The organism is Streptomyces venezuelae, from assembly GCF_008642355.1.
GTDB lineage: Bacteria > Actinomycetota > Actinomycetes > Streptomycetales > Streptomycetaceae > Streptomyces > Streptomyces venezuelae_B.
The window spans coordinates 5,395,793-5,417,678 of sequence record NZ_CP029193.1; the positions used below are offsets into that span (position 1 = coordinate 5,395,793).

General features: G+C 71.2%; 24 protein-coding genes. 14 read left to right on the forward strand and 10 right to left on the reverse strand.

Annotated elements, in window-relative coordinates:
• The first annotated feature begins 93 nt into the window (after positions 1-93).
• A complete protein-coding gene (locus DEJ47_RS25235; RefSeq protein ID WP_161235190.1) occupies positions 94-543 on the forward strand; it encodes a DivIVA domain-containing protein in 450 nt (149 codons plus the stop codon).
• Between the two features lie 2 nt (positions 544-545).
• Complete coding sequence (locus DEJ47_RS25240) at positions 546-1,130, forward strand: DNA-3-methyladenine glycosylase I (RefSeq protein WP_150175857.1); 585 nt, start codon at positions 546-548, stop codon at positions 1,128-1,130.
• Between the two features lie 22 nt (positions 1,131-1,152).
• Here the strand turns inward: DEJ47_RS25240 and DEJ47_RS25245 are convergent, their stop codons facing one another.
• The gene (locus tag DEJ47_RS25245; protein WP_150171906.1) at positions 1,153-1,953 is read right to left on the reverse strand and encodes an enoyl-CoA hydratase/isomerase family protein; all 801 of its coding nucleotides are present in this window, start codon (positions 1,951-1,953) and stop codon (positions 1,153-1,155) included.
• 308 nt (positions 1,954-2,261) lie between these two features.
• Here DEJ47_RS25245 and DEJ47_RS25250 point away from each other — a divergent pair, with 308 nt between their 5' ends.
• A complete protein-coding gene (locus DEJ47_RS25250) occupies positions 2,262-2,429 on the forward strand; it encodes a DUF3117 domain-containing protein (protein WP_003966491.1) in 168 nt (55 codons plus the stop codon).
• A gap of 110 nt (positions 2,430-2,539) precedes the next feature.
• Here DEJ47_RS25250 and DEJ47_RS25255 read toward each other — a convergent pair whose 3' ends face one another.
• Positions 2,540-3,238: an O-methyltransferase gene (locus DEJ47_RS25255; RefSeq protein ID WP_150171908.1), complete on the reverse strand. Its 699-nt coding sequence runs from the start codon at positions 3,236-3,238 to the stop codon at positions 2,540-2,542.
• Positions 3,239-3,391: 153 nt separating this feature from the next.
• Between DEJ47_RS25255 and sigE the strand changes: the two genes are divergently transcribed.
• From sigE to DEJ47_RS25280, 5 genes are all read left to right on the forward strand, one after another.
• Positions 3,392-4,165 carry an RNA polymerase sigma factor SigE gene (sigE, locus tag DEJ47_RS25260; protein WP_190415548.1) on the forward strand — a complete coding sequence of 258 codons (774 nt, stop codon included), beginning with the start codon at positions 3,392-3,394 and terminating at the stop codon, positions 4,163-4,165.
• Positions 4,162-5,181 (forward strand): anti-sigma factor family protein, encoded by a 1,020-nt coding sequence (locus tag DEJ47_RS25265; protein WP_150171912.1) that lies wholly within the window; start codon positions 4,162-4,164, stop codon positions 5,179-5,181. The genes sigE and DEJ47_RS25265 overlap by 4 nt, the downstream gene beginning before the upstream one ends.
• Before the next feature lie 130 nt (positions 5,182-5,311).
• Positions 5,312-7,174: a trypsin-like peptidase domain-containing protein gene (locus DEJ47_RS25270; protein ID WP_150171914.1), complete on the forward strand. Its 1,863-nt coding sequence runs from the start codon at positions 5,312-5,314 to the stop codon at positions 7,172-7,174.
• 207 nt (positions 7,175-7,381) lie between these two features.
• Positions 7,382-7,843 (forward strand): sec-independent translocase, encoded by a 462-nt coding sequence (locus tag DEJ47_RS25275; RefSeq protein ID WP_150171916.1) that lies wholly within the window; start codon positions 7,382-7,384, stop codon positions 7,841-7,843.
• A gap of 120 nt (positions 7,844-7,963) precedes the next feature.
• The gene (locus DEJ47_RS25280; RefSeq protein ID WP_190415550.1) at positions 7,964-8,635 is read left to right on the forward strand and encodes a hypothetical protein; all 672 of its coding nucleotides are present in this window, start codon (positions 7,964-7,966) and stop codon (positions 8,633-8,635) included.
• A gap of 75 nt (positions 8,636-8,710) precedes the next feature.
• Here DEJ47_RS25280 and DEJ47_RS25285 read toward each other — a convergent pair whose 3' ends face one another.
• From DEJ47_RS25285 to DEJ47_RS25295, 3 genes are read right to left on the reverse strand one after another with little or no spacing between them, the layout of a single operon-like run.
• Complete coding sequence (locus DEJ47_RS25285; RefSeq protein WP_150171920.1) at positions 8,711-9,844, reverse strand: Mrp/NBP35 family ATP-binding protein; 1,134 nt, start codon at positions 9,842-9,844, stop codon at positions 8,711-8,713.
• Positions 9,845-9,888: 44 nt separating this feature from the next.
• On the reverse strand, positions 9,889-10,446 hold the full coding sequence (locus tag DEJ47_RS25290; RefSeq protein WP_150171922.1) for a DUF1003 domain-containing protein: 558 nt from the start codon (positions 10,444-10,446) through the stop codon (positions 9,889-9,891).
• On the reverse strand, positions 10,436-11,713 hold the full coding sequence (locus DEJ47_RS25295) for a magnesium transporter MgtE N-terminal domain-containing protein (protein WP_150171924.1): 1,278 nt from the start codon (positions 11,711-11,713) through the stop codon (positions 10,436-10,438). The genes DEJ47_RS25290 and DEJ47_RS25295 overlap by 11 nt, the downstream gene beginning before the upstream one ends.
• Before the next feature lie 194 nt (positions 11,714-11,907).
• Here DEJ47_RS25295 and DEJ47_RS25300 point away from each other — a divergent pair, with 194 nt between their 5' ends.
• Complete coding sequence (locus DEJ47_RS25300) at positions 11,908-12,678, forward strand: hypothetical protein (protein ID WP_150171926.1); 771 nt, start codon at positions 11,908-11,910, stop codon at positions 12,676-12,678.
• A 111-nt stretch (positions 12,679-12,789) separates the two neighbouring features.
• Here the strand turns inward: DEJ47_RS25300 and DEJ47_RS25305 are convergent, their stop codons facing one another.
• Complete coding sequence (locus DEJ47_RS25305) at positions 12,790-13,302, reverse strand: hypothetical protein (protein ID WP_150171928.1); 513 nt, start codon at positions 13,300-13,302, stop codon at positions 12,790-12,792.
• Between the two features lie 24 nt (positions 13,303-13,326).
• A complete protein-coding gene (locus DEJ47_RS25310) occupies positions 13,327-14,463 on the reverse strand; it encodes a magnesium and cobalt transport protein CorA (protein ID WP_150171930.1) in 1,137 nt (378 codons plus the stop codon).
• A gap of 502 nt (positions 14,464-14,965) precedes the next feature.
• On the opposite strand from DEJ47_RS25310, the gene DEJ47_RS25315 reads away from it, so the two are divergent.
• Positions 14,966-15,550 carry a suppressor of fused domain protein gene (locus DEJ47_RS25315; RefSeq protein ID WP_150171932.1) on the forward strand — a complete coding sequence of 195 codons (585 nt, stop codon included), beginning with the start codon at positions 14,966-14,968 and terminating at the stop codon, positions 15,548-15,550.
• A gap of 50 nt (positions 15,551-15,600) precedes the next feature.
• Here the strand turns inward: DEJ47_RS25315 and DEJ47_RS25320 are convergent, their stop codons facing one another.
• Positions 15,601-16,854, reverse strand: coding sequence for an MFS transporter (locus DEJ47_RS25320; RefSeq protein ID WP_150171934.1), 1,254 nt, complete (start codon positions 16,852-16,854; stop codon positions 15,601-15,603).
• Between the two features lie 172 nt (positions 16,855-17,026).
• On the opposite strand from DEJ47_RS25320, the gene DEJ47_RS25325 reads away from it, so the two are divergent.
• The 3 genes from DEJ47_RS25325 to DEJ47_RS25335 all read left to right on the forward strand — a co-directional run bounded on the left by DEJ47_RS25325 (position 17,027) and on the right by DEJ47_RS25335 (position 19,518).
• The gene (locus DEJ47_RS25325; RefSeq protein ID WP_150171936.1) at positions 17,027-17,668 is read left to right on the forward strand and encodes a DUF6758 family protein; all 642 of its coding nucleotides are present in this window, start codon (positions 17,027-17,029) and stop codon (positions 17,666-17,668) included.
• A 222-nt stretch (positions 17,669-17,890) separates the two neighbouring features.
• Positions 17,891-18,766, forward strand: a complete 876-nt coding sequence (locus DEJ47_RS25330; RefSeq protein WP_150171938.1) for a PHP domain-containing protein — start codon at positions 17,891-17,893, stop codon at positions 18,764-18,766.
• A gap of 146 nt (positions 18,767-18,912) precedes the next feature.
• Positions 18,913-19,518, forward strand: a complete 606-nt coding sequence (locus DEJ47_RS25335; RefSeq protein ID WP_150171940.1) for a MarC family protein — start codon at positions 18,913-18,915, stop codon at positions 19,516-19,518.
• A gap of 79 nt (positions 19,519-19,597) precedes the next feature.
• On the opposite strand, the gene DEJ47_RS36565 is transcribed toward DEJ47_RS25335, so the two are convergent.
• Positions 19,598-19,750 carry a hypothetical protein gene (locus DEJ47_RS36565; protein WP_165283191.1) on the reverse strand — a complete coding sequence of 51 codons (153 nt, stop codon included), beginning with the start codon at positions 19,748-19,750 and terminating at the stop codon, positions 19,598-19,600.
• Positions 19,751-19,943: 193 nt separating this feature from the next.
• Here DEJ47_RS36565 and DEJ47_RS25340 point away from each other — a divergent pair, with 193 nt between their 5' ends.
• A complete protein-coding gene (locus DEJ47_RS25340; RefSeq protein ID WP_150171941.1) occupies positions 19,944-20,870 on the forward strand; it encodes an NYN domain-containing protein in 927 nt (308 codons plus the stop codon).
• 41 nt (positions 20,871-20,911) lie between these two features.
• Here the strand turns inward: DEJ47_RS25340 and DEJ47_RS25345 are convergent, their stop codons facing one another.
• Positions 20,912-21,817 carry an alpha/beta fold hydrolase gene (locus DEJ47_RS25345; RefSeq protein ID WP_150171943.1) on the reverse strand — a complete coding sequence of 302 codons (906 nt, stop codon included), beginning with the start codon at positions 21,815-21,817 and terminating at the stop codon, positions 20,912-20,914.
• Between the last annotated feature and the right edge of the window lie 69 nt (positions 21,818-21,886).

Consider the following 21,886-nt stretch of genomic DNA (forward strand, 5'->3'; position numbering starts at 1 on the left):
CCGGCCGCCTGTGACCTTAACTGTCAGAGCCACATGGCACGATCGGACCCTGACAGTTTGAGCACGGGCAGTCGAGCGTGAGGGCCTGAAGAGATGGTCTTGTTCTTGTTCCTGGTCGTCGCCCTCCTCGTGGTGGTCGGCGCGGTGACCCTCGCCGTGATCGGCGGCGGCGAGAGCGGCGCGCTGCCCGACGCCGCGCCCGAGCGGTTCACCGACCCGCTGCCCCCGGACCGCCCGCTGCGCCGCGCCGACGTCGACCTGGTGCGCTTCCCGATGACCCTGCGCGGCTACCACATGGGGGAGGTCGACGACGTGCTCGGCCGTCTGGGCGCCGAGCTCGCCGAACGGGACGCCCGCATCGCCGAGCTGGAGGCCGCCCTGGCCGGCGCGCAGGCCACCGCGGTCGCGGGCCCCGCCCTCTTCGAGGGGTACGAACCGCGGGTGGCCAGGGACAAGGTCGTTGAGGACGGAGTCGTCCAGGACAAGGTCGTCCAGGACGCGGCGGGGGAGAACGCGCGGGACGAGAAGGGCGACGACCAGTGAGTATCGAGAGCGGCGCGGTCGCGGGCCCGGACGGCGGACTCCGCTGCCCCTGGGGCCTGTCCACCGAGGACTACGTGGCGTACCACGACGAGGAGTGGGGCCGCCCGGTCCGGGGCGACGACGCGCTGTACGAGCGGCTCTGCCTGGAGGCGTTCCAGTCGGGCCTCTCCTGGATCACGATCCTGCGCCGCCGCGAGGGTTTCCGCGCCGCCTTCGCCGGCTTCAGGATCGCCTCGGTGGCGGAGTTCACCGACGAGGACCGCGAGCGGCTCCTCGCCGACCCGGGCATCATCCGCAACCGCGCGAAGATCGACGCGACCCTCGCCAACGCGCGCGTGCTCGCCGACTGGTCCGAGGGCGAACTGGACTCCCTGATCTGGTCCTTCGCGCCCGACCCCGCGACCAGGAAGATCCCGCGGACCCTCGCCGACGTGCCCGCGATCACCGACGAGTCCACGGCCCTGTCCAAGGAGCTCAAGAAGCGCGGCATACGCTTCGTCGGCCCCACCACGGCGTACGCGCTGATGCAGGCCTGCGGCCTGGTCGACGACCACCTCGCGGACTGCGTGGCCCGCGAGGCGTCGTGACGGGTGTGCACGGGCCCCGGGGTCAGCGGCCCAGGTACTTCGGCTTCTCCTTGGCGACGAAGGCCTGCACGGCGATCGCGTGGTCCTCGGAAGCGCCCGCCTTGCCCTGCAGCTCGTCCTCCTTGTCCAGCGCCTCGTCCAGGGAGTGGCCCGCCGCGTAGGCCAGGGACTCCTTGAGGGCCGCGTAGGCCAGCGTCGGTCCGTCGGCGAGGGCGCGGGCCACCTGGGCGGCCTCCGCGGCGAGGTCGGCCGCGGGAACGATCTTGTTGGCGATGCCCAGCTCGTACGCCTCGCGTGCGTCGATGTTGCGCGGGAACAGCAGCAAATCCGCGGCGCGGCCGGGGCCGATCACGCGCGGCAGCGTCCAGGAGACGCCCGAGTCGGCGGTCAGGGCGACGCCCGCGAAGGACGTGTTGAACTTGGCCGTGTCCGCGACCACGCGGTAGTCGGCGGCGAGCGCGAAACCGAGGCCCGCACCCGCGGCGACACCGTTGACGCCCGCCACGACCGGCTTCCGCATGCCGGTCAGCGCCCGGACGATGGGGTTGTAGTGCTCACGGACCGTGCTCATCGTCTGCCCGGTGCCCGCCTCGCGGTCCGCGGCCAGGCTGCCGATGTGCTCCTTGAGGTCCTGGCCCACACAGAAGGCACGGCCTGTCGCGGTGAGCAGGACCGCGCGCACGGTCTCGTCGGCGGCGGCCGCGAGCACGGCCTCCCGCAGGGCGACCTTGGCCTCCGTGTTCATGGCGTTCATCGCCTCGGGACGGTTGATGGTGATCGTCGCGAGTCCGTCGTGCACCTCGTAGAGCACGCTGTCGGCCATGGTGGCCCCCTCCGCTGGTCCAGTACGTAGGAGCTCAGCATGACGGAGATCATCGGGGTCCGGCATGAGCCCATCCATGTGACCTGCGTCAAACAAATCCGGGCCCCTGGGGCGTATGGGACGGCGAAGTATCGCAGCCACATCGCCGAATTGAGTGGTTTTGCGGGCGCGCGTTGCCCAAGCGATGCCGACCGATGTTGGTCATCGGGTCCTGCCATGCGGGATAATGGCCTGGAAGCAATGTGTTCGATGCCGGTGACACCTGGGTTGTCGGCTGCGATGAGCTGGTTTCAGGAAGGGGAACGAGCATGGCGGCCATGAAGCCGCGGACGGGCGACGGCCCGCTCGAGGTGACCAAGGAGGGGCGGGGCATCGTCATGCGCGTTCCGCTCGAAGGCGGCGGACGACTTGTCGTCGAACTGACTCCGGACGAGGCCGACGCGCTCGGCGACGCCCTGAAGAAGGTCGTCGGCTGACGCGGAAGCGCGCTCCATACTTTTCCACTGCCCCGGCATCGTACGACGATGCCGGGGCAGTGGTCTTTTCCGGGTCCGGGATCCCGGAACCGCTGTGCGCGGGCCCCGCGCTAGCGCTTGACGGCGCAGAGCAGGCCGTCGCCGACGGGCAGCAGCGACGGCACCAGGTCCGGGCTCTCGCGCACGGTCCGCAGCAGATCGCGCAGGTGCAGGACCTCCACCGGCTGGGGTCCCGAGTCGACGGTCCTGCCGTCCGCGAAGACGCCCTCGAAGCAGACGAGCCCGCCGGGTCGCAGCAGGCGCAACGATTCAGCGAGATATTCCAGGGACTCCAGGCGGTCGCCGTCGCAGAACACGAGGTCGTACCCGCCGTCCGCCAGACGCGGCAGCACGTCGAGGGCGCGGCCCGGGATGAACCGCGCCCGGTTGCCCGCGAAGCCGGCCGCCCGGAAGGCCTGACGGGCGAACTGCTGGCGGTCCGGCTCGGGATCGACGGTGGTCAGCACGCCGTCGGGCCGCATGCCGTGCAGCAGGTGGATGCCCGACACTCCCGTACCCGTACCGATCTCGGCCACCGCTTTCGCGTCAGCCGTGGCGGCGAGCATGCGCAGCGCGGCGCCGGTGCCGGGGGACACCGAGGGCAGGCCCGCCTCCCGGGCCCGGTCCCGGGCCCAGCGCAGCGCCTCGTCCTCGGCGACAAAGGCGTCGGCGAACGCCCATCCCGTCTGCCGGTTGCCGGTAATGGCCCTCTCCTGTCCCCGTGGTTGCCTGGCCGTGACTGTATCCGTTGGGCGCGGGAACCCGCAGATGGGACCGCGCGTTTACAGGGGGTGGGAGCACAGCGGGGGTAACAGATGGATCAAGACTTCAAGCGGGCGGCTCGCAGGGGCAGGACACCTGCCACGAAGCCCGTACCAAATTCACGTAAAAACGCTTATCCGGAGCTAACGGGCGAGGTGGTTATGGTAGGGGCTCCACTGGACACCACCAGAGCCGACAGGGGAGGTGCGGCTGCGTCTGCGAATCGGGGAGGAGTGCTCCGGCGCTTTCTCGGATTGGCGGGTGAGCCGAAATCCGTGACCGACACCGCTGACCGCATCCGTGCCAACGACTCCGCTCAGACCGCGACCTTTGCCGCTGACGCGGAATCGCAGGCGTGGACTCCGCCCACCTGGGAGGAGATCGTCAGCACGCACAGCGGCCGCGTATACCGCCTGGCGTACCGCCTGACCGGCAATCAGCACGACGCCGAGGACCTCACCCAAGAGGTCTTCGTCCGTGTCTTCCGGTCCCTCTCGACCTACACCCCCGGCACGTTCGAGGGCTGGCTGCACCGCATCACCACGAACCTCTTCCTGGACATGGTGCGCCGCAAGCAGCGCATCCGGTTCGACGCGCTCGGGGACGACGCCGCGGAGCGGCTGCCCAGCCGTGAGCCGTCGCCCCAGCAGGTGTTCAACGACACGCACTTCGACGCGGACGTCCAGCAGGCGCTGGACACCCTCGCGCCCGAGTTCCGTGCGGCCGTCGTCCTCTGCGACATCGAAGGCCTGTCGTACGAGGAGATCGCCGCGACCCTCGGCGTCAAGCTCGGTACGGTCCGCAGCCGTATCCACCGGGGCCGCTCGCAGCTGCGCAAGGCTCTCCAGCACCGGTCTCCCGAGGCCCGCGCCGAGCGCCGTTCGCTCGCGGTCACGGGTGCCGTGGCGCTGGGAGGAGGGGGCGCGACCGCGTGAGTGGATCACGGTCGAATCCTGCCGAACGGCACGTAGCCGAGGCCGAGCAGCATCTGGGGGACCGGCTCGCCGCCCTTGTGGACGGCGAGTTGGGCCATGACGCGCGCGAGCGCGTCCTCGCGCATCTGGCGACCTGTCCGATGTGCAAGACCGAGGCGGACGCGCAGCGCCGCCTGAAGAGCGTCTTCGCGCAGGCGGCCCCGCCGCCGCCCACCGAGAGCTTCCTCGCCCGTCTCCAGGGCCTTCCCGGTCTTCCTGGGGGCGGTTCAGGGCCGCCCGGAGGACCCGACGCCGACGACGGCTTCGCCACGGGAGCGACCGACTCCGCCGGGCTCCCGCGGAACGGGATCTTCGGCGTGAGCACGGAGCCCTTCGTGGAGTACGTGCCCGCGGGCGCCCACGCCGCGGTGCTGCCCAGCGAGCAGCGCGGCTTCCGCATCCACGACGTCGCCCGCCGGTCCGAGGCGGAGCGTCCGGCCTGGCGCGGACGCCGGTTCGCGTTCGCGGCGGCCGGTGCGGTGTCGATGGCCGCGATCGCGCTCGGCGGTGTCACGGTCGGCGTCCCCACCGACTCGTCGGGCGACACCCGCGCGGGCGGCTCCGGGAGCAATGTGACGCCGCAGCGCAGTCAGGGGTCCGGCACCGCCGCGACCCCCGACTCCGTGCGCCGTCGTGGCGCCGGCAATCCGCTGTCGGTGCAGGGCCAGCGTCCCGGTGCGCTGTCGGCGCCGGTCGCGCCGACGGAGGTCACGGGCCCGTTGCTGCCGGGCGCGCCCTCGCAGCCCTTCCGCTCCCACGCTCCCGTGTACGAGCTGACGACCCCGATGCTCGCGGGCGCCGCCGCCATCTCCCCCCTCATACGCCCGGCGCCGCCCGGCCGTCACACCTCCGCCCTGCCCGGCATCAAGCTGCCGCGGGCGTCGGACGCGGTGGTGCCGGGGGACGCGGATCCGGTGCGAGCCGGAGCGGCGGCCCAGGGCACCGGACCACTGAAGGGCACGTCGCAGGTCCACTGACGCGACGGCGCCCTGCGCTTCCGCGCGGGAACCTGGTTGAATCCTCGGTGGGCCGTGCCCGCCGGGGATTCGGCGGTCACGGGGTTGAACATGCAAACGGCGTCCGCCGCGGGCCAGTTGTGGGGAGAACATGGACGACGGGAAGCCCACGAAGGCGAACTGGTGGAGCCGCCCGCGGCCGGACACGCGGGGCACGTCGGACGACCCCGCGGTACAGCCCCCGCACCCCGTTGACGTCCCGCCGGACGCTCCGGCGCCACGGGACGGCACCGCCGAGGTCCCGGCCCAGTCCGACGGCACGTGGGCCGAGCCGGCGCACCGCACCGACCTGCCGTCCGGCCAGACGCAGGCACCGGCCGCTCCGGCGGTACCGGACCGGTCCGCCGAGGTCCCGAGCCAGCCGGGTGAGGCATGGACCGAGCCTGGCGCGCAGCCGCAGCCGCAGCCGCAGCCGCAGCCGCAGCCGCAGCAGTCCGGCGGTCCGGCGCCTTCCGTTGCGTACCCGTCAGGCCCCGTCCCGTCTGCCGCGCAGGAGCCCGGCGCCGGGGAGCGGCCCCGGCCCCTGCACGACCCTGATCCGTACAGCACTCCGCCCTACGGGGAACCGGGGCCCTGGGCGCCCGCGCCTCCCGTGCAGCACCCCGCGGCGACCCCGGCGCACGGCACCCAGCTTCCGCCGCCGCACGGCGGCACGCCTCCGCACGGCACCCCTGGGCCCACCCCCCACGTGTCGCAGCAGCCGCAGCCGCAGGCCCCACACGGTGTGACGCCTCCCGGGCCGCCCGGAGGGGCTCAGGGGGCGGCGCCTCGGCAGCCGTACGACCCCTGGAACGCTCCGCTTCAGCAGGTCGGCTCGCTGCCTCCGGAGACTCGGGAGAAGCGGGACAGGCGGGGGCGGCGCGTGCTGTTCATCGGCGTTGCCGTCATCGCCCTGCTCTCGGGGCTCATCGGCGGCGCCACCGGTGCGTACCTGGAGCGGAACGGCACAGGCGACGTCGAGCTGCGGCAGTCCGACGTGGAGTCCGCCGACCGGCCCAAGGGCAGCGTCGCAGGCATCGCCGCCTCGACTCTGCCCGGCGTCGTGACGCTGCACGTCAGCGGCGACTCCGCCCAGGGCACCGGCACCGGCTTCGTCCTCGACGGCAAGGGCCACATCCTCACCAACAACCACGTCGTGGAGCCCGCCGGCACCGGCGGCGAGGTCACCGTGACCTTCAGCGGCGGCGAGACCGCCAAGGCCGAGGTCATCGGCCGCGACTCCGGCTACGACCTCGCGGTCGTCAAGGTCAGCGGCGTCCGAGGCCTCAAGCCCCTGCCCCTCGGCAACTCCGAGAACGTCCAGGTCGGTGACGCCGTCGTGGCCATCGGCGCCCCCTTCGACCTGGAGAACACGGTCACCTCGGGGATCATCAGCGCCAAGGAGCGGCCCATCACCGCGGGCGGCGAGAAGGGTGACGGCAGCGACATCTCGTACGTGGACGCCCTGCAGACCGACGCTCCGATCAACCCCGGCAACTCCGGCGGCCCCCTCGTCGACTCCAAGGCCCGCGTCATCGGCATCAACAGCGCCATACGTTCCGCGGACGACAGCTCCGAGCCGGGCGGCGGCCAGGCGGGATCCATCGGACTCGGCTTCGCCATCCCGATCAACCAGGGCAAGCGCGTCGCCGAAGAGCTGATCAACTTCGGCAGGGCGACGCACCCGGTGATCGGTGTCACGCTCGACACGGAGTTCAACGGCGACGGCGCGCGCATAGCGGACAAGGGCCGGAACGGCGGCCCGTCGGTCAACAAGAACGGCCCCGGCGACAAGGCGGGCCTGAAGCCCGGTGACGTCATCACGGAGGTCGACGGCCGCGCCGTGCACTCCAGCGACGAACTGATCGTCAAGGTCCGCGCCCACCGTCCGAAGGACAGCCTGCGGCTGACCGTGGAGCGCGACGGCGCCGACCGCGAGGTGACCCTGGTCCTGGGGTCGGCGAGCAGCGGCTGAGCCCGGCCGCGGCTGAGCACGACCACGGCCGAGTACCGGTGGTGGCCGGGTAAAGGACTGACCACGAGTGATCCGGGTTGTCGTGCAGCGGCTACCGGACAGACATCAGCGGCGGGTACCGTGGGACGGTCCGACCCGGACGACGACCTGTTGCCGACGACCTGCTGCGGGCTGAGGACATCGCGGACATCGCGCAAGGAGCTCTAGGTGTTCAATGACATTGGCGCACTCGAGATAGTGACGCTGGTCGTCCTCGCCGTGCTCATCTTCGGTCCGGACAAGCTGCCGAAGGTCATCCAGGACATCTCCCGCACGATCCGCAAGATCCGCGAGTTCTCCGACAGTGCGAAAGCGGACATTCGCGAGGAGCTGGGCCCCGAGTTCAAGGACTTCGAGTTCGAGGACCTGAACCCCAAGAAGTTCATCCGCAAGCAGCTCGACAACGACGATCTCGGGCTCAAGGAGATCCGCAACGGCTTCGACCTGAAGAAGGAGATGAACGAGGTCGCGGACGCCGTGCACGGCCGCGACAGCGACTCCTCCGACACCGGCTCGACGGCCTCCGGCACCTCGTCCGGCGGAGCCCGCGTCGACATGCGGAAGACGTCCGCGGAGCCCCGGAAGCCGGTGGCCGACGACCGTCCGCCGTTCGACGCGGACGCCACCTGAGCCCTCGCCTGGACTGCCCCCGCCAACAGGTGTGGCTATCCTGCCTTGTTGTCCGGCGTGAGGACGCCCGAGGGGGGCGGGCCGCTCCGGACCGACGAGAGCGAGGAGGCGGCCGGGTACATGGAGACGACAAGTCGGGTGGGCGCGCAGGCGCCGACCGCGGAGGGCACCGCACCAGCGGTGTCGGCCGCCCGGCGCACGGTCGACGGCTACCTGCTGGCGCCCTTCCCCTGGTACGGCCTCGACGAGGCCTTCACGGGGCAGCGCTGGCTGATGCAGGTCGGCGCGACATCGGACGGTGCCGTGGAGCACGGTTCCATCGGACACGGTGACGAGCCGTCGGTCCTGGCCGAGGGCACCCTCGGCAACAGCGACAAGGAGCGCTTCGCGGTCGTGGTGACCGTAGCCGCCAACCCGGTGCGGCGCACCGCGGACGGCACGGGCGTCCTGGAGGCCACGTCGGTCTCCTCGGCGGCCTGGCTCGCCGGGGTCGGCCTGCTGAACTTCACCTGGCCCGGCCAGATGGACCACACCCTGCGCGACGACTGGCTCGACCAGCAGACGGAGACCGCGTGGGTCCTCGCCGACGACCTGGAGGGCTCCGACTGGTCGTCGCTGTCGCTGCCGGTCGACGGGGTGCCGACGCCCTTCCACTACCGCGAGTCCGAGTACGGCTGGATCCTCGCGGGCTCCACGAAGGAAGGCGTGCACCTGGGCGCGTACGGGCGCGGCATGAGCGCGTACGGTCTCGGCTTCTCCGTCATCCAGGACATCGGGTCGTACGCCTCGTAGGGCTGTCCGGACCCGCCGACGGGGGCGCCGCTCACACGGAGCGGCGCCCCCGTCGACGTATCGGAGGAGCAGGCCTCAGAACTTGTTGCGCGGCGTGATGCCCAGGGACATGCCCGACAGGCCGCGCTGGCGGCCGCCCAGCTTGCCCGCGATGGCGCGCAGCGCGGAGCCCGCGGGGGAGTCCGGGTCGGACAGGACGACGGGCTTGCCCTCGTCGCCGCCCTCGCGCAGCCGCACGTCGATCGGGATGGAGCCGAGGACCGGCACCTGCGCGCCCGTCGTCTTCGTGAGGCCCTCGGCGACCTTCTGGCCGCCGCCCGTGCCGAACACGTCGACCATCTCGTCGCAGTGCGGGCACGGCAGGCCCGACATGTTCTCGACGACGCCGACGATCTTCTGGTGGGTCTGGACGGCGATGGAACCGGCGCGCTCGGCGACCTCCGCGGCAGCCTGCTGCGGGGTGGTGACCACCAGGATCTCCGCGTTCGGGACGAGCTGCGCGACCGAGATCGCGATGTCGCCCGTACCCGGCGGCAGGTCGAGGAGCAGCACGTCCAGGTCGCCCCAGAAGACGTCCGCGAGGAACTGCTGGAGCGCGCGGTGCAGCATCGGCCCGCGCCACACGACCGGGGCGTTGCCCGGCGTGAACATGCCGATGGAGATGACCTTCACGCCGTTCGCCGACGGAGGCATGATCATGTTCTCGACCTGGGTGGGCTTGCCGTCGGCGCCCAGCATGCGGGGCACCGAGTGGCCGTAGATGTCCGCGTCGACGACGCCGACCTTCAGGCCGTCGGCGGCCATCGCGGCGGCGAGGTTCACCGTCACCGACGACTTGCCGACGCCGCCCTTGCCGGACGCGACCGCGTAGACCCGGGTCAGCGAGCCGGGTTTGGCGAACGGGACCTCGCGCTCGGCGGTGCCGCCGCGCAGCGCCGCCGCCAGCTCCTTGCGCTGCTCGTCCCCCATCACGTCCAGCGTCACGGTGACGTCAGTGACGCCCTCGACCGCCGCGACCGCGTCGGTCACGTTCTTGGTGATGGTCTCGCGCATCGGGCAGCCGGAGACCGTCAGGTACACGGTGACCGCCACTGCCCCCTCGGCGGAGATGTCCACCGATTTGACCATCCCCAGTTCGGTGATGGGTCGCTGGATCTCGGGGTCGTTCACCGTCGCCAGTGCCTCGCGCACCGCGTCTTCCGTAGCCATGAGACCGATAGTACGGCGCGGTAACCCCGGCCCGGGAAGGTATGTCAGCGGTCGCCTACATCACTCCCGCGCGAGCGCTCCGACGGGAATACGGCGCGCTGCTCCTCCAGCTCCTTGACCAGGTCCTGGAGCTCCGAGCGGATCCAGTCGCGGGTGGCGACCTCGCCGAGGCCCATGCGCAGCGAGGCGATCTCGCGGGTGAGGTACTCGGTGTCCGCGATGGACCGCTCGTTCTGCTTGCGGTCCTGTTCGAGGTTGACGCGGTCGCGGTCGTCCTGCCGGTTCTGCGCGAGGAGGATCAGCGGGGCGGCGTACGACGCCTGCAGGGACAGCATCAGCGTCAGGAAGATGAACGGATACTGGTCGAAGCGCAGGTGGTCGGGGGCGGCGATGTTCCACACCACCCACATGACGATCACGACCGTCATCCAGACGATGAACCTGCCGGTGCCGAGGAACCGCGCGATGCGCTCCGAGAGCCGTCCGAAGGCCTCCGGGTCGTAGTCCGGCAGGATCTTGTTGCGCGGGGGTCTGGGCTGGTCCAGCCGGAAGCGGGGATTCCGCTGCTCTGGACGGTTCTCGCGGTCGCGGTCAGCCGCCATGGCCCGCCCCTTCCTCCTCCAGGTGGAACTCCGTCTCGCGCCAGTCGTCCGGCAGCATGTGGTCCAGCACGTCGTCGACGGTGATCGCACCGAGCAGCGAGCCGCTCTCGTCGACGACGGGGGCGGCCACCATGTCATACGTCGCGAAGTACCCGGCGACCGCCGGCAGTGTCGTGGCGGGCGCGAGCGGCAGCAGGTCGTCGTCCAGGATGGAGCCGACCAGCGTGTACGGCGGATCGCGCAGCAGCCGCTGGAAGTGCACGGTGCCCAGGTACTTGCCCGTCGGCGTCTCGTCCGGCGGGCGGCACACGTACACCTGCGCGGCGAGCGCCGGGGAGAGGTCCTGCTGCCGCACCCGGGCGAGTGCGTCGGCGACCGTCGCGTCGGGCCGCAGCACGATCGGCTCGGTGGTCATCATGCCGCCGGCGGTCCGCTCCTCGTACGCCATGAGGCGCCGCACGTCCGCCGCGTCGGCGGGCTGCATCAGCGTCAGGAGCCGTTCCTTGTCCTCCTCGGGCAGCTCGGCCAGGAGGTCGGCCGCGTCGTCCGGGTCCATGGCCTCCAGGACGTCGGCGGCGCGCTCCTCCTTGAGCTTGCCGAGGATCTCGATCTGGTCGTCCTCGGGGAGCTCCTCGAGGACGTCGGCGAGCCGGTCGTCGTCGAGGGCGGCGGCCACCTCGGTCCGCCGCTTCGGGGAGAGGTGGTGCAGGACGTTCGCGAGGTCGGCGGGGCGCAGCTGCTCGAAGGTCGCCAGGAGGCTCTCCGCGCCCTGTCCGTGCTCCTCCAGGGAGAAGCCGTCCACGGCGGACCAGTCGACGGTCAGCGTCTCGCCCTTGCGCCGGAACGTGCCGGCCTTGCCCTTCCGTACGAAGACCCGGTCGATCTCCCAGTCACGGCGTGCGGGCAGCTGCTGAATCGATACGTCGAGGACGGTGACCTCGTCGCCCGTCTCCACGAGCCGCACCCGCCGGTCGAGCATCTCGCCGAGCACGAGCCGCTCGGTGGGCCGCTGCTCGAACCGCCGCACGTTCAGCACACCGGTGGTGATGACCTGGCCCGACTCGATGCCCGTGACGCGGGTCATCGGCAGGAAGATGCGGCGCCGGGTCGCGAGCTCGACGACGAGCCCGAGGAGCCGCGGCGGCCGTCTGCTGACCCGCAGCATCGCCACCAGGTCGCGCACCCGGCCCACCTGGTCGCCGTTCGGGTCGAAGACGGGGGTGCCGGAGAGGTGTGAGACGAAGACCCTGGGGGCACCTGCCGCCATACGTGCGCCTCCTTCAGGCCGGGGGGTTTCATGCCGGTTGGTCCGTCAATACGGGCTTCAGGCTAGCCCGTCCCGGTCGGGTGTGCCCCGGCGGGAGGTCCGGAAGGACTGCCGCCGGTCGACTCGGCCGACACGGGTACGCTGCCGTACTGCCGAAGCCGTAGAGGTCGTCCGTACGAGAGGCAGCGCCACCTGTGACCGCTCTTCCCCTGGCCAGCCGCGCCCGCAGGGCAGCCTTCGTGAGCGCCGTGTGCGCGGGCCTGGTCGCGGCGGCGACGAGTCTGACGGGCTGCAGCAGCGGCGAGGACCCGGACGCGGGCACCAACGGCGTCGGGAAACTCTCGGCTGCCAAGATCCAGGGCAAGGCGGACAAGGCGGCCGAGTCGGCGTCGGCGGTCCGGCTCTCCGGCACGGTGACCAGCAAGAGCCACACGTACAGCCTCGACATGCGCCTCAAGGACGAGGGCGGCACCGGATCGGTCACCTCGAAGGGGCGGACCTTCCAGCTCCTCCGGATCGGCGAGCAGCTGTACCTGAAGGCTGACACGGAGTTCTGGACGGGCGGCGGCGGGGCCGACGGGAAGTCCGGGAAGGCCGACGCGACGGCCGCGGCGAAGCTGGACGGCAAGTACGTGAAGGTCCCCGAGGGCGACCCCGCCTACCAGCAGCTGAGCGGCTTCACGGACAAGGACAAGCTCCTCGGCGGCATGCTCACGCTGCACGGCAAGCTCACCGTGGGCGACCGCGGCAAGACGGGCGCCCTGCGCAGCATCAAGATCACCGGCGACGAGGGCGCGGGCGGCACGCTCTCCGTCTCCCTGGACGGCAAGCCGTACCCGCTCCGCCTGGACCGCGGCGGCCACGCGGGCACCCTGAAACTCACGGAATGGAACAAGGACTTCCCGCTGGCGGAACCGGCGAAGGACGAGATGGTCGACTACGGCAAACAGCTGCCGACGTCGTGACGAGGGGCTCGGGTCCGGGGGAGGCAGGCCCCGCAGGGGCGCGCCTCCAGGGGCGCGGGGAACTGCGCGACCAGCCACGACGCACCCGCAGAGCGAAGCAGCCCCACGACCTCAACGGCGCTTGCGCCCGAACAGCAGCCGAGGAAGCCCACCGGGCAGCGCCTCACGTGTAGTGACCCCCGTCGGCAGCGGCGCAGCCGCGAGAGACCCCGACGGAAGCTCCGTCGTCACATCGCGCGGCGTGAGCCGGACGACCCGGCACTGCTCGGCCCACCGCACGGTGACCCGCTCGGCGTCCGGCGCGTTCAACCGCTTCCCCTTGAGCTCCGAGGCCGCCGCCTCCCACTCCTCGGACCCGGCCGCGAGCTCCCGCACGTCCGCCGTCCACGCGACGACCCGCCCGCCCTTGTCCTTGCTGCGCACGGTCACCTCGGCCGTGCCCCCGTCGACGAGCCCCGGCAGCGGCTGCTCGCCGGGCCCGTCGCCGACGAGATGCACGGCTCCCTCGTACCAGACGTGCCAGAGCGCCCGGGCGGGCGAACCCTCGCCCTGGACCCAGACGAGGCCGGACTTCTTCGTGGCCTCCTCGACGAGGGCACGGTCGAGCAGCGGGTCAGCAGTCATGGACGGCAGCCTATCGAGTGGGGGTCACAGCCAGCCGTTGCGCTTCAGGGTCCGGTGGATCGCGAAGCAGACGCCGCCGATGAGGGCGAGCACCATCGGGTAGCCGTACCGCCAGCGGAGCTCGGGCATGTGATCGAAGTTCATGCCGTAGATCCCGCAGACGGCCGTCGGGACGGCGATGATCGCCGCCCACGAGGTGATCTTGCGCATGTCCTCGTTCTGCGCGACGGCGGCCTGCGCGAGGTTGGCCTGGAGGATCGAGTTGAGGAGCTCGTCGAAGCCGATGACCTGTTCCTGGACGCGCGTGAGGTGGTCGGCGACGTCACGGAAGTACTTCTGGATGTCGGGGTCGACGAGTCGCATCGGCCGCTCACTGAGCAGCAGCATCGGCCGCAGCAGCGGCGATACGGCGCGCTTGAACTCCAGGACCTCGCGCTTGAGCTGGTAGATCCGCCCGGCGTCGACGCCGCGCGAGCTCCCTTTGCCCTTGCTCGGCGCGGAGAACACCTCGCTCTCCACGTCGTCGATGTCGTCCTGCATGGCGTCGGCGACCGCGATGTACCCGTCGACGACGTGGTCGGCGATGGTGTGCAGGACGGCCGACGGGCCCTTGCCGAGCAGCTCGGGGTCCTCCTGGAGGCGGCGGCGCAGGGCGCGCAGCGAACCGTGGCCGCCGTGCCGGACGGTGATGAAGAAGTCCCGGCCGGTGAAGCACATCACCTCGCCGGTCTCCACGACCTCGCTGGTGGCGGTGAGTTCGGTGTGCTCGACGTAGTGGATGGTCTTGAAGACGGTGAACAGCGTGTCGTCGTACCGCTCCAGCTTGGGCCGCTGGTGGGCGTGGACGGCGTCCTCGACGGCGAGCGGGTGCAGCCCGAACTCGGCCGCGATACCGGCGAATTCGGCCTCGGTCGGCTCGTGCAGGCCGATCCAGGCGAAGCCGCCCCGGCGGCGCACCTCCAGCATCGCCTCGTGCGGGCTGAGGGTGTCGGCGCACTCCAGGCGGCGCCCGTCGCGGTAGACGGCGCAGTCGACGACGGCGGACGCGGCGTCACGGGTGGCGTCGTAGGTGTCGTACGACGCGGGGGAGGAGGGGTAGGCGGTGCCGTCCTTGCGCAGCGAGGGGCGGACGGCGGCACGAAGGTCGCGGATCATCGACATGGGCAGGCTCCTTCGAAGGAGGCCGCCGGCGACGGTTGGAACTGCCCGGAATGGGGACGTCCTACTGCGGGGTGTTTGGCACGTCCGCAAAGCGGGAAGCACCGCACCGTCGCGGTGGCAGCTTCGCTACTGACACAGATCAGGAAACTCAGACAGATCAGGTGGGAACGAAGTGCTCTTCCGACGCACACGGCACGAACAGTGCTCGCGGTGCGTGCGTGTGCTCGCGCAGCAGCTACAGGGCTGCGGGAATCACCGGGCGGAAGAGCGGGTGGTACTGCACGGTCGACTTCGGTCCATTGCAGCCCCACCTCCTCCGGCCGGTCCCCCGTAAGGGAAGTCCCATGCGCCCTTCACGCCCGTGGCGCAAAGTCAGTGTCTGTCTGCAGGGCTTGAAAGCGACGCTTCTGCGTGCTGCCCTGAGCCAGCGGCCAACACTATCAGCCGACAGAAGTGTCAAGCCCCCGCTTTGCCATTGCCTGACGAGTTCTATGCTCGCGTCATGGCTGATGTTCTTGCGCTGGTCGAGGCCCGTCTCCTTACCGGCCTGGGAGAACCCGACGCGCGCGCCGCGGTGACCTTCCTCGGCACCGACCGCGTGGAAGTGCTGCGGTTCACGGACGGCGACGTGGTGCGCTACGCCACGCTCGGCATGTCGGCGCAGCCGATGGCCGACCCGACCGCCGCGCTGGCCGACCCGGTCAAGGGCCCGCGCGCCGAGCTGCTGCTCTCGGTGCGCGGAGGGCTCGCCGACACGGACAAGGTGCTGCGGCCGCTCGCCGTCCTCGCCGCCTCGCCCCAGGTCGAGGGGCTGATCGTGGCGCCGGGCGCGTCGCTGGACGTGGGTGAACCGCTCTGGCCGGGCGCGCCGTTCACCTCGGTGCTGGTGGCGGAGTCCGGCGGTCTGGTCGAGGACCTGGCGCTGGACGAGCCCATGGATCCCGTGCGGTTCCTGCCGCTGCTGCCCATGACGCCGAACGAGGCGGCGTGGAAGCGGGTGCACGGCGCGGCGGCCCTCCAGGAGCGCTGGCTGAACAGCGGGACGGACCTGCGCGATCCGCTGCGCAAGTCCGTGTCCCTGGACTGAAGTCCGGCGCCGGGCCCCTGTCCCTGGACTGAAGTCCGGCCGCCGGGAGCTCAGTCGGCGAAGACCGTGACGCTGTCCTCGGTGGCGTGCCGCGGTTCCAGTTCCTCGGCTTCGTGGGTGAGGGCGTTCCTGCGCACCCACACCACGACCGCGCCGAGCACCGCCGTGACGGCCGCGACCACGAACGGGATGTGGATGTTGCTCCACTCCTCGATCTTCGGTGCGAAGAACGGCGCGGCGGCGGCCGCGAACCAGCGGACGAAGTTGTAGCCGGCGCTGGCCACCGGGCGGGGCGCGTCGGAGACGCCGAGGGCGAGTTCGGTGTACACCGTGTTGTTCACGCCGATGAACGCGCCGGACAGGATGGTGCAGACGACGGCGACCGTGTGGTTCCCGTACCCGAGCACCAGGACGTCTGCGGCGAGCAGCACCAGCGAGCTGCCGAGCACCTTCAGCGAGCCGAACCGTGCCTGCAGCCGGGGCGCCACCAGGACCGAGAACACCGCGAGGAGCACGCCCCAGGCGAAGAAGACCGCGCCGGACTTGTACGGGGACATGTTCAGGACGAACGGCGTGAAGGCCAGCACGGTGAAGAACGTGTAGTTGTAGAAGAAGGCGGAGGCCGCCGCGGAGGCGAGTCCGCCGTGGCCGAGCGCCTTGACCGGGTCGAGCAGGGACGTCTTCCGCGCGGGCTTCGGCTGTTCCTTGAGGAACGCGGTGATGCAGAGGAAGCCGATCGCCATCAGGGCCGCGGTGCCGAAGAACGGGTAGCGCCAGCTGGCGTCGCCGAGCAGCGCGCCGACCAGCGGGCCGCAGGCCATGCCGAGGCCGAGCGCCGACTCGTACAGCAGGATCGCGGCGGCGCTGCCGCCGGCCGCGGCGCCGACGATGACGGCGAGGGCGGTCGAGACGAAGAGCGCGTTGCCGAGTCCCCAGCCCGCCCGGAAGCCGACGAGCTCGCCGACCGACCCCGACGTGCCGGAGAGGGCCGCGAACACCACGACGAGCGCGAGGCCGAGCAGCAGGGTCTTCTTGCCGCCGATGCGGCTGGACACGAAGCCGGTGACCAGCATCGCGACGGCGGTGATCAGGAAGTACGAGGTGAAGAGGAGGGACACCTGGCTCGCGCTCGCGTCCAGGCCCTTGGCGATGGAGGGCAGGATCGGGTCGACGAGTCCGATGCCCATGAACGCCACGACGGACGCCCCGGCCGTCGCCCAGACGGCCTTCGGCTGCCGCAGCAGACTGCCCGCCCCGGCGTCGAACGGGTCCCCTTCGGCGGGACCCCCTGTGCTGCTGTTCATACAGCCGCTCCTTCACTGCTTCCGCTGCCTCCACGGAAGTCGTTGACGTATACACACATTAAGTTAGCGAGGCTAAATGATGCAAGCTACACCTAGTTTTCCCCGGTGACAGCGCCACCGGACGGGTGATCGTCCTTGACGGGGCGGCGACCGGGGAGGACCGTTGGGCGCTATGAGGGGCGAACCCAGTTGCCCGAAGTGTGGTGGCCGGGTCAGGGCTCCCGGTCTCTTTGCCGACTCCTGGCAGTGCGACGTGCACGGCACGGTGCACCCGCTGCAGCCCGTGATCCCGCCCAGCGTCGAGGCCCTCCAGGTCGTGGTGCACCGCACGCAGGTCCCGGTGTGGATGCCGTGGCCGCTGCCGGTCGGCTGGCTGTTCACGGGTGTGGCGTGCGCGGGCGACGACAGGAGCGGCGGCCGTGCGACGGCCGTGGCCTGCTCGGGCCCCGCGCCGCTCGGCGGCGTCGGTGAGCTGGTGCTCGTCGCCGAGGAGCTCGGTGTGGGGCTCGGCGCGCGGTACGCAGGCATCGACGGCCCCGACCCGGGGCCCCACATGAGCGTCGAGAAGCCACCGCAGACCAAGGTCCTCGCGGCCGGGCGGCCGACGCCGCTCTGGCACGTCTCCGGGACGCCGGACGACCGCGCCGTCTTCGCGGGAGAGGCGCGCGGTCTGTGGCTGTGGGCCATCGCGTGGCCGGAGCAGTCGGGCCTGCTCATGTACGACGAGCTGGTCCTCACGGATCTGCGGGACGCGGGCGCGGAGGTGGACCTGATCCCGTGCGGAGCGCTGTCACCGCGGCTGCTCACGCCGTAGGGGAGGGCGGCGACGGGACGGCGGGGCGGGTGGTGCGGCTTGCCGGGCGGCCCGTGCGCCGGGCCGTCGGAGCACGTGGGGCACCGGTGGTGTGCGGCGCCGGTGCGGAGGGGGTGAGCGATACCTCTTCCGGGACGGGGTGTGCGGCGTCCGGCGGCCGTTATCCTTGAGCGTCAGCTCTCATTCCGTCCGTCGTCCCGCCAAAGCCCTGGAGTCAGCGTCGTGCGCATCGATCTGCACACCCACTCCACCGCGTCCGACGGCACGGACACCCCCGCCGAACTGGTCCGCAACGCGGCCGCCGCCGGACTCGACGTCGTCGCGCTGACCGACCACGACACCACCCGGGGCCACGCCGAGGCGAAGAAGGCCCTGAGCGAGCTGTCGACGGGCCTGACCCTGGTGACCGGCGCCGAGCTCTCCTTCAACCTCGACGGCATGGGCCTGCACATGCTGGCCTACCTCTTCGACCCCGAGGAACCGGAGCTCGCCCGCGAGTGCGAGCTGGTCCGCGACGACCGCGTGCCGCGCGCGAAGGCGATGATCGAGAAGCTCCAGGGGCTCGGCGTGCCCGTCACCTGGGAGCAGGTCGCACGCATCGCGGGCGACGGCTCGGTGGGCCGTCCGCACATCGCCGAGGCGCTCGTCGAGCTGGGCGTCGTGCCCACCGTCTCCGACGCCTTCACGGCCGAGTGGCTCGCCGACGGCGGCCGCGCCTTCGCCGACAAGCACGAACTCGACCCCTTCGACGCGATCCGCCTGGTCAAGGCGGCCGGCGGCGTCACCGTCTTCGCACACCCCGGTGCCATCAAGCGCGGCAAGGTCGTCTCCGAGAGCGTCATAGCCGACCTCGCCGCGGCCGGCCTCGACGGCATCGAGGTCGACCACATGGACCACACGCCCGAGACCCGCGCCCGGCTGCGCGCGCTCGCGGGGGACCTCGGCCTGCTGGTCACCGGGTCCAGCGACTACCACGGCAGCCGCAAGACCTGCGTGCTCGGCGAGTTCACCACGGACCCCGAGATCTACGGCGAGATCACGCGCCGGGCCACGGGAGCCTTCCCGGTGCCCGGAGCGGGCGGACTCCCCGCCGCCTGACGGTCGGCTCGCTCGCGGGACCGCCCTCCCCCTCCTCACTTCACTCTTCACCGCACCCCACGGTTCCGTGGCCGCGGCTGCCCTGCCCCGTGCACGGCGCCGTGACGCCGCGGGACCTTCGTACGACTCTCTGCAAGGCCATCACTGTGTTCGACGTCGCCGTCTTCGGATCCCTCTTTCTCACGCTTTTCGTGATCATGGACCCCCCTGGGATCACCCCGATCTTCCTCGGTCTCACCGCGGGCCGACCCGCCAAGGTGCAGCAGCGGATGGCCTTCCAGGCCGTGTGCGTCGCCTTCGGCGTCATCTCGGTCTTCGGCCTCGTGGGCCACCAGATCCTCGACTACCTGCATGTCTCCGTCCCCGCGCTGATGATCGCGGGCGGTCTGCTGCTGCTCCTGATCGCGCTCGACCTGCTCACCGGCAAGACCGACGAGCCCAAGCAGACCAAGGACGTCAACGTGGCGCTGGTCCCGCTGGGCATGCCGCTGCTCGCGGGGCCCGGCGCGATCGTCTCCGTCATCCTGGCCGTCCAGGACGCCGACAGCGTCGGCACGCAGATCTCCGTCTGGGCGGCGATCGTGGCCATGCACGTGGTCCTGTGGCTGGTGATGCGGTACTCGCTGCTGATCATCCGCGTGATCAAGGACGGCGGCGTGGTGCTCGTGACGCGGCTCGCGGGCATGATGCTGTCCGCCATCGCCGTGCAGCAGATCATCAACGGCGTGCTGCAGGTGATCGAGGGGGCCTGACCGGCCTGCTTCCGTCTGTCTGCGTACACACGAAGGGCCCCGGTACGGAAATCCGTACCGGGGCCCTTCGACGTCTGCGTTACGAGGCCGTGGTGTCGGCCGGGCGGATGTAGATGCGCTGGCCGATCGCTGCGGCCTGCTGCACGATCCGATTGACGGAGGCGGCGTCCACGACGGTGCTGTCCACGGCCGAGCCGTCGACGTCGTCGAGTCGCATGATTTCGAAGCGCATAGGGCTTCTCCCTTCGTCTGGTCATCCTCCTGCAAGGAGAACTGCTGTGGTGTTGCTGGTGTCTCTGATGGTGTCAACGAGTTGCCCCCTGCAAACATTCCCTACGCTAAAGAAATTTTTCGGTAACCTAATTACCTGCGAGTAGCGGGAGCGGTTGTGTTCGCTGCGTGACCGGCGGGAGACTGGGACCGATATGAACGACGCCGACCCCAGCGCAGTCGACGACTCCAGCGCAGTCGACATCAGCGCTCAGCTGGAGCGCGCCAACAGCCTCCTCGAGCGTGTCCTCGCCGAAGTCGCGCGGACGCCCTCCACCCACGCGATCTTCGTCGACGCCGGGTACCTGTACGCCGCGGCGGGCCGCCTCGCCGCCGGCACCGAGGACCGGCGGACCTTCGACCTCGACGCGGAGGGCCTCATCGAGGCGCTCATCGACAAGGCGCGCACGATCTTCGCGGACAGCCGACTGCTGCGCGTCTACTGGTACGACGGAGCCAGGCGCCGCATCCACACCACCGAGCAGCAGTCGATCGCCGAGCTTCCCGACGTCAAGGTCAGGCTCGGCAACCTCAACGCCAACAACCAGCAGAAGGGCGTCGACTCCCTGATCCGCAGCGACCTGGAGTCACTCGCCCGGCACCGCGCCATCAGCGACGCGGCCCTCATCGGCGGCGACGAGGACCTCGTCTCCGCCGTCGAGGCGGCGCAGGGGTACGGGGCACGGGTCCACCTGTGGGGCATCGAGGCACCCGACGGGCGCAACCAGGCCGAGGCGCTGCTCTGGGAGGTCGACAGCCAGCGCACGTTCGACCTGGACTTCTTCAAGCCGTACGTGGCGCGGCGCACCGTCGCGACGTTCGAGACGGCCACGGCCGCGCACCGCCCCTCCCGCGACGACGTCCGTTTCGTCGGCGCGCAGATCGCCGCGAAGTGGCTCGGGGCGCGCGGCCGTGAGGCCCTGGTCGGGCTGCTGCCCGGGCACCCCTACCTGCCCGGGTCCGTGGACCAGGACCTCCTGGTCGAGGCGGAGCGGCTGCTCCAGTACTCGCTGCGCGGCCAGTCGGATCTGCGCAGAGCGCTGCGGGACGGGTTCTGGGAGCACCTGCAAGCGCAGTACTGACCCTCTCGCCCGTGGGCCGTCCGGCTCAGTTGCCGTCCGGCTCAGTTCTCGTCCCAGAAGCAGACCAGGGCCGCCGCCGTCTCCGCGGGGCGGTCGGTGTTGGGGGAGTGCTCGGCGCCGTGGATCACCGTGCGGTGTGCGTCCAGGCGGCGGGCCATGTCGTCCAGGAGCGGCACGGGCCAGGTGTCGTCGCGCTCGCCCGAGATCACGTGCTTGGGCAGCGGCAGCGCGGCGAGCTCCGCCACGCGGTCCGGTTCCGCGGAGAGCTGCCTGCCGGTGGCGATGAGCTGGGCCGGGCTGTGCCGCAGCCAGCGGGCGCGCAGAGCCTCGCTGTCGTCCGTGTCCTGGCCGTCCTCGACGCCCGTCTCGGCCTCCTGCGGGGGTGGCGGCTCCATGGCCCGCATCGCCATCCACACCTCGTCCATGGACAGCGTCGCGAGGGCGTCCGCGAGCATCTTGGCGCGGGTCTGCTGGACGGGGGCGATCGCGGCGGGGCCCGACGACATCAGGGTCAGCGTGGCGAAGGGGCGGGGGTCGAGCAGGACGGCGGCGCGGGCGATCTGGCCGCCGAGGGAGTGGCCGAGGAGGTGGAGGCGGGTGGGGGAGCCCTCGTGGGCGCGCTCGTCCTCCGACAGGGCGGCGGCCTGCGCCAGCACGTCGCGGGCCAGCTCCTCCTGCGCGTACGCCGCCACGTCGTCCGGGCCCGGCGTCTCGTACTGTCCGCGGCCGTCCACGGTCACCGCGCGGTAGCCGGCGGCGGTCAGTGGTTCCAGGAGGGCGATGAAGTCCTCCTTGCTGCCGGTGAACCCGGGCAGCAGCAGTACGGCCCCCCGGCGCCGGACTCCGTCCGCCGGAACGGCGTCGAGGACGGCGAAGTCACCCCGCGTGGTGCGGAGGGTCCGCGCGGCGGCGCAGGAGGGCGGTACGAAGGTCGGCGGCCTGCTCATGACCCGAGGCTAACCGGTGCCGTCCACGGCTGAGTCGGGTGCACTGCGCGAGAAGGGCCCGCCCCGGAT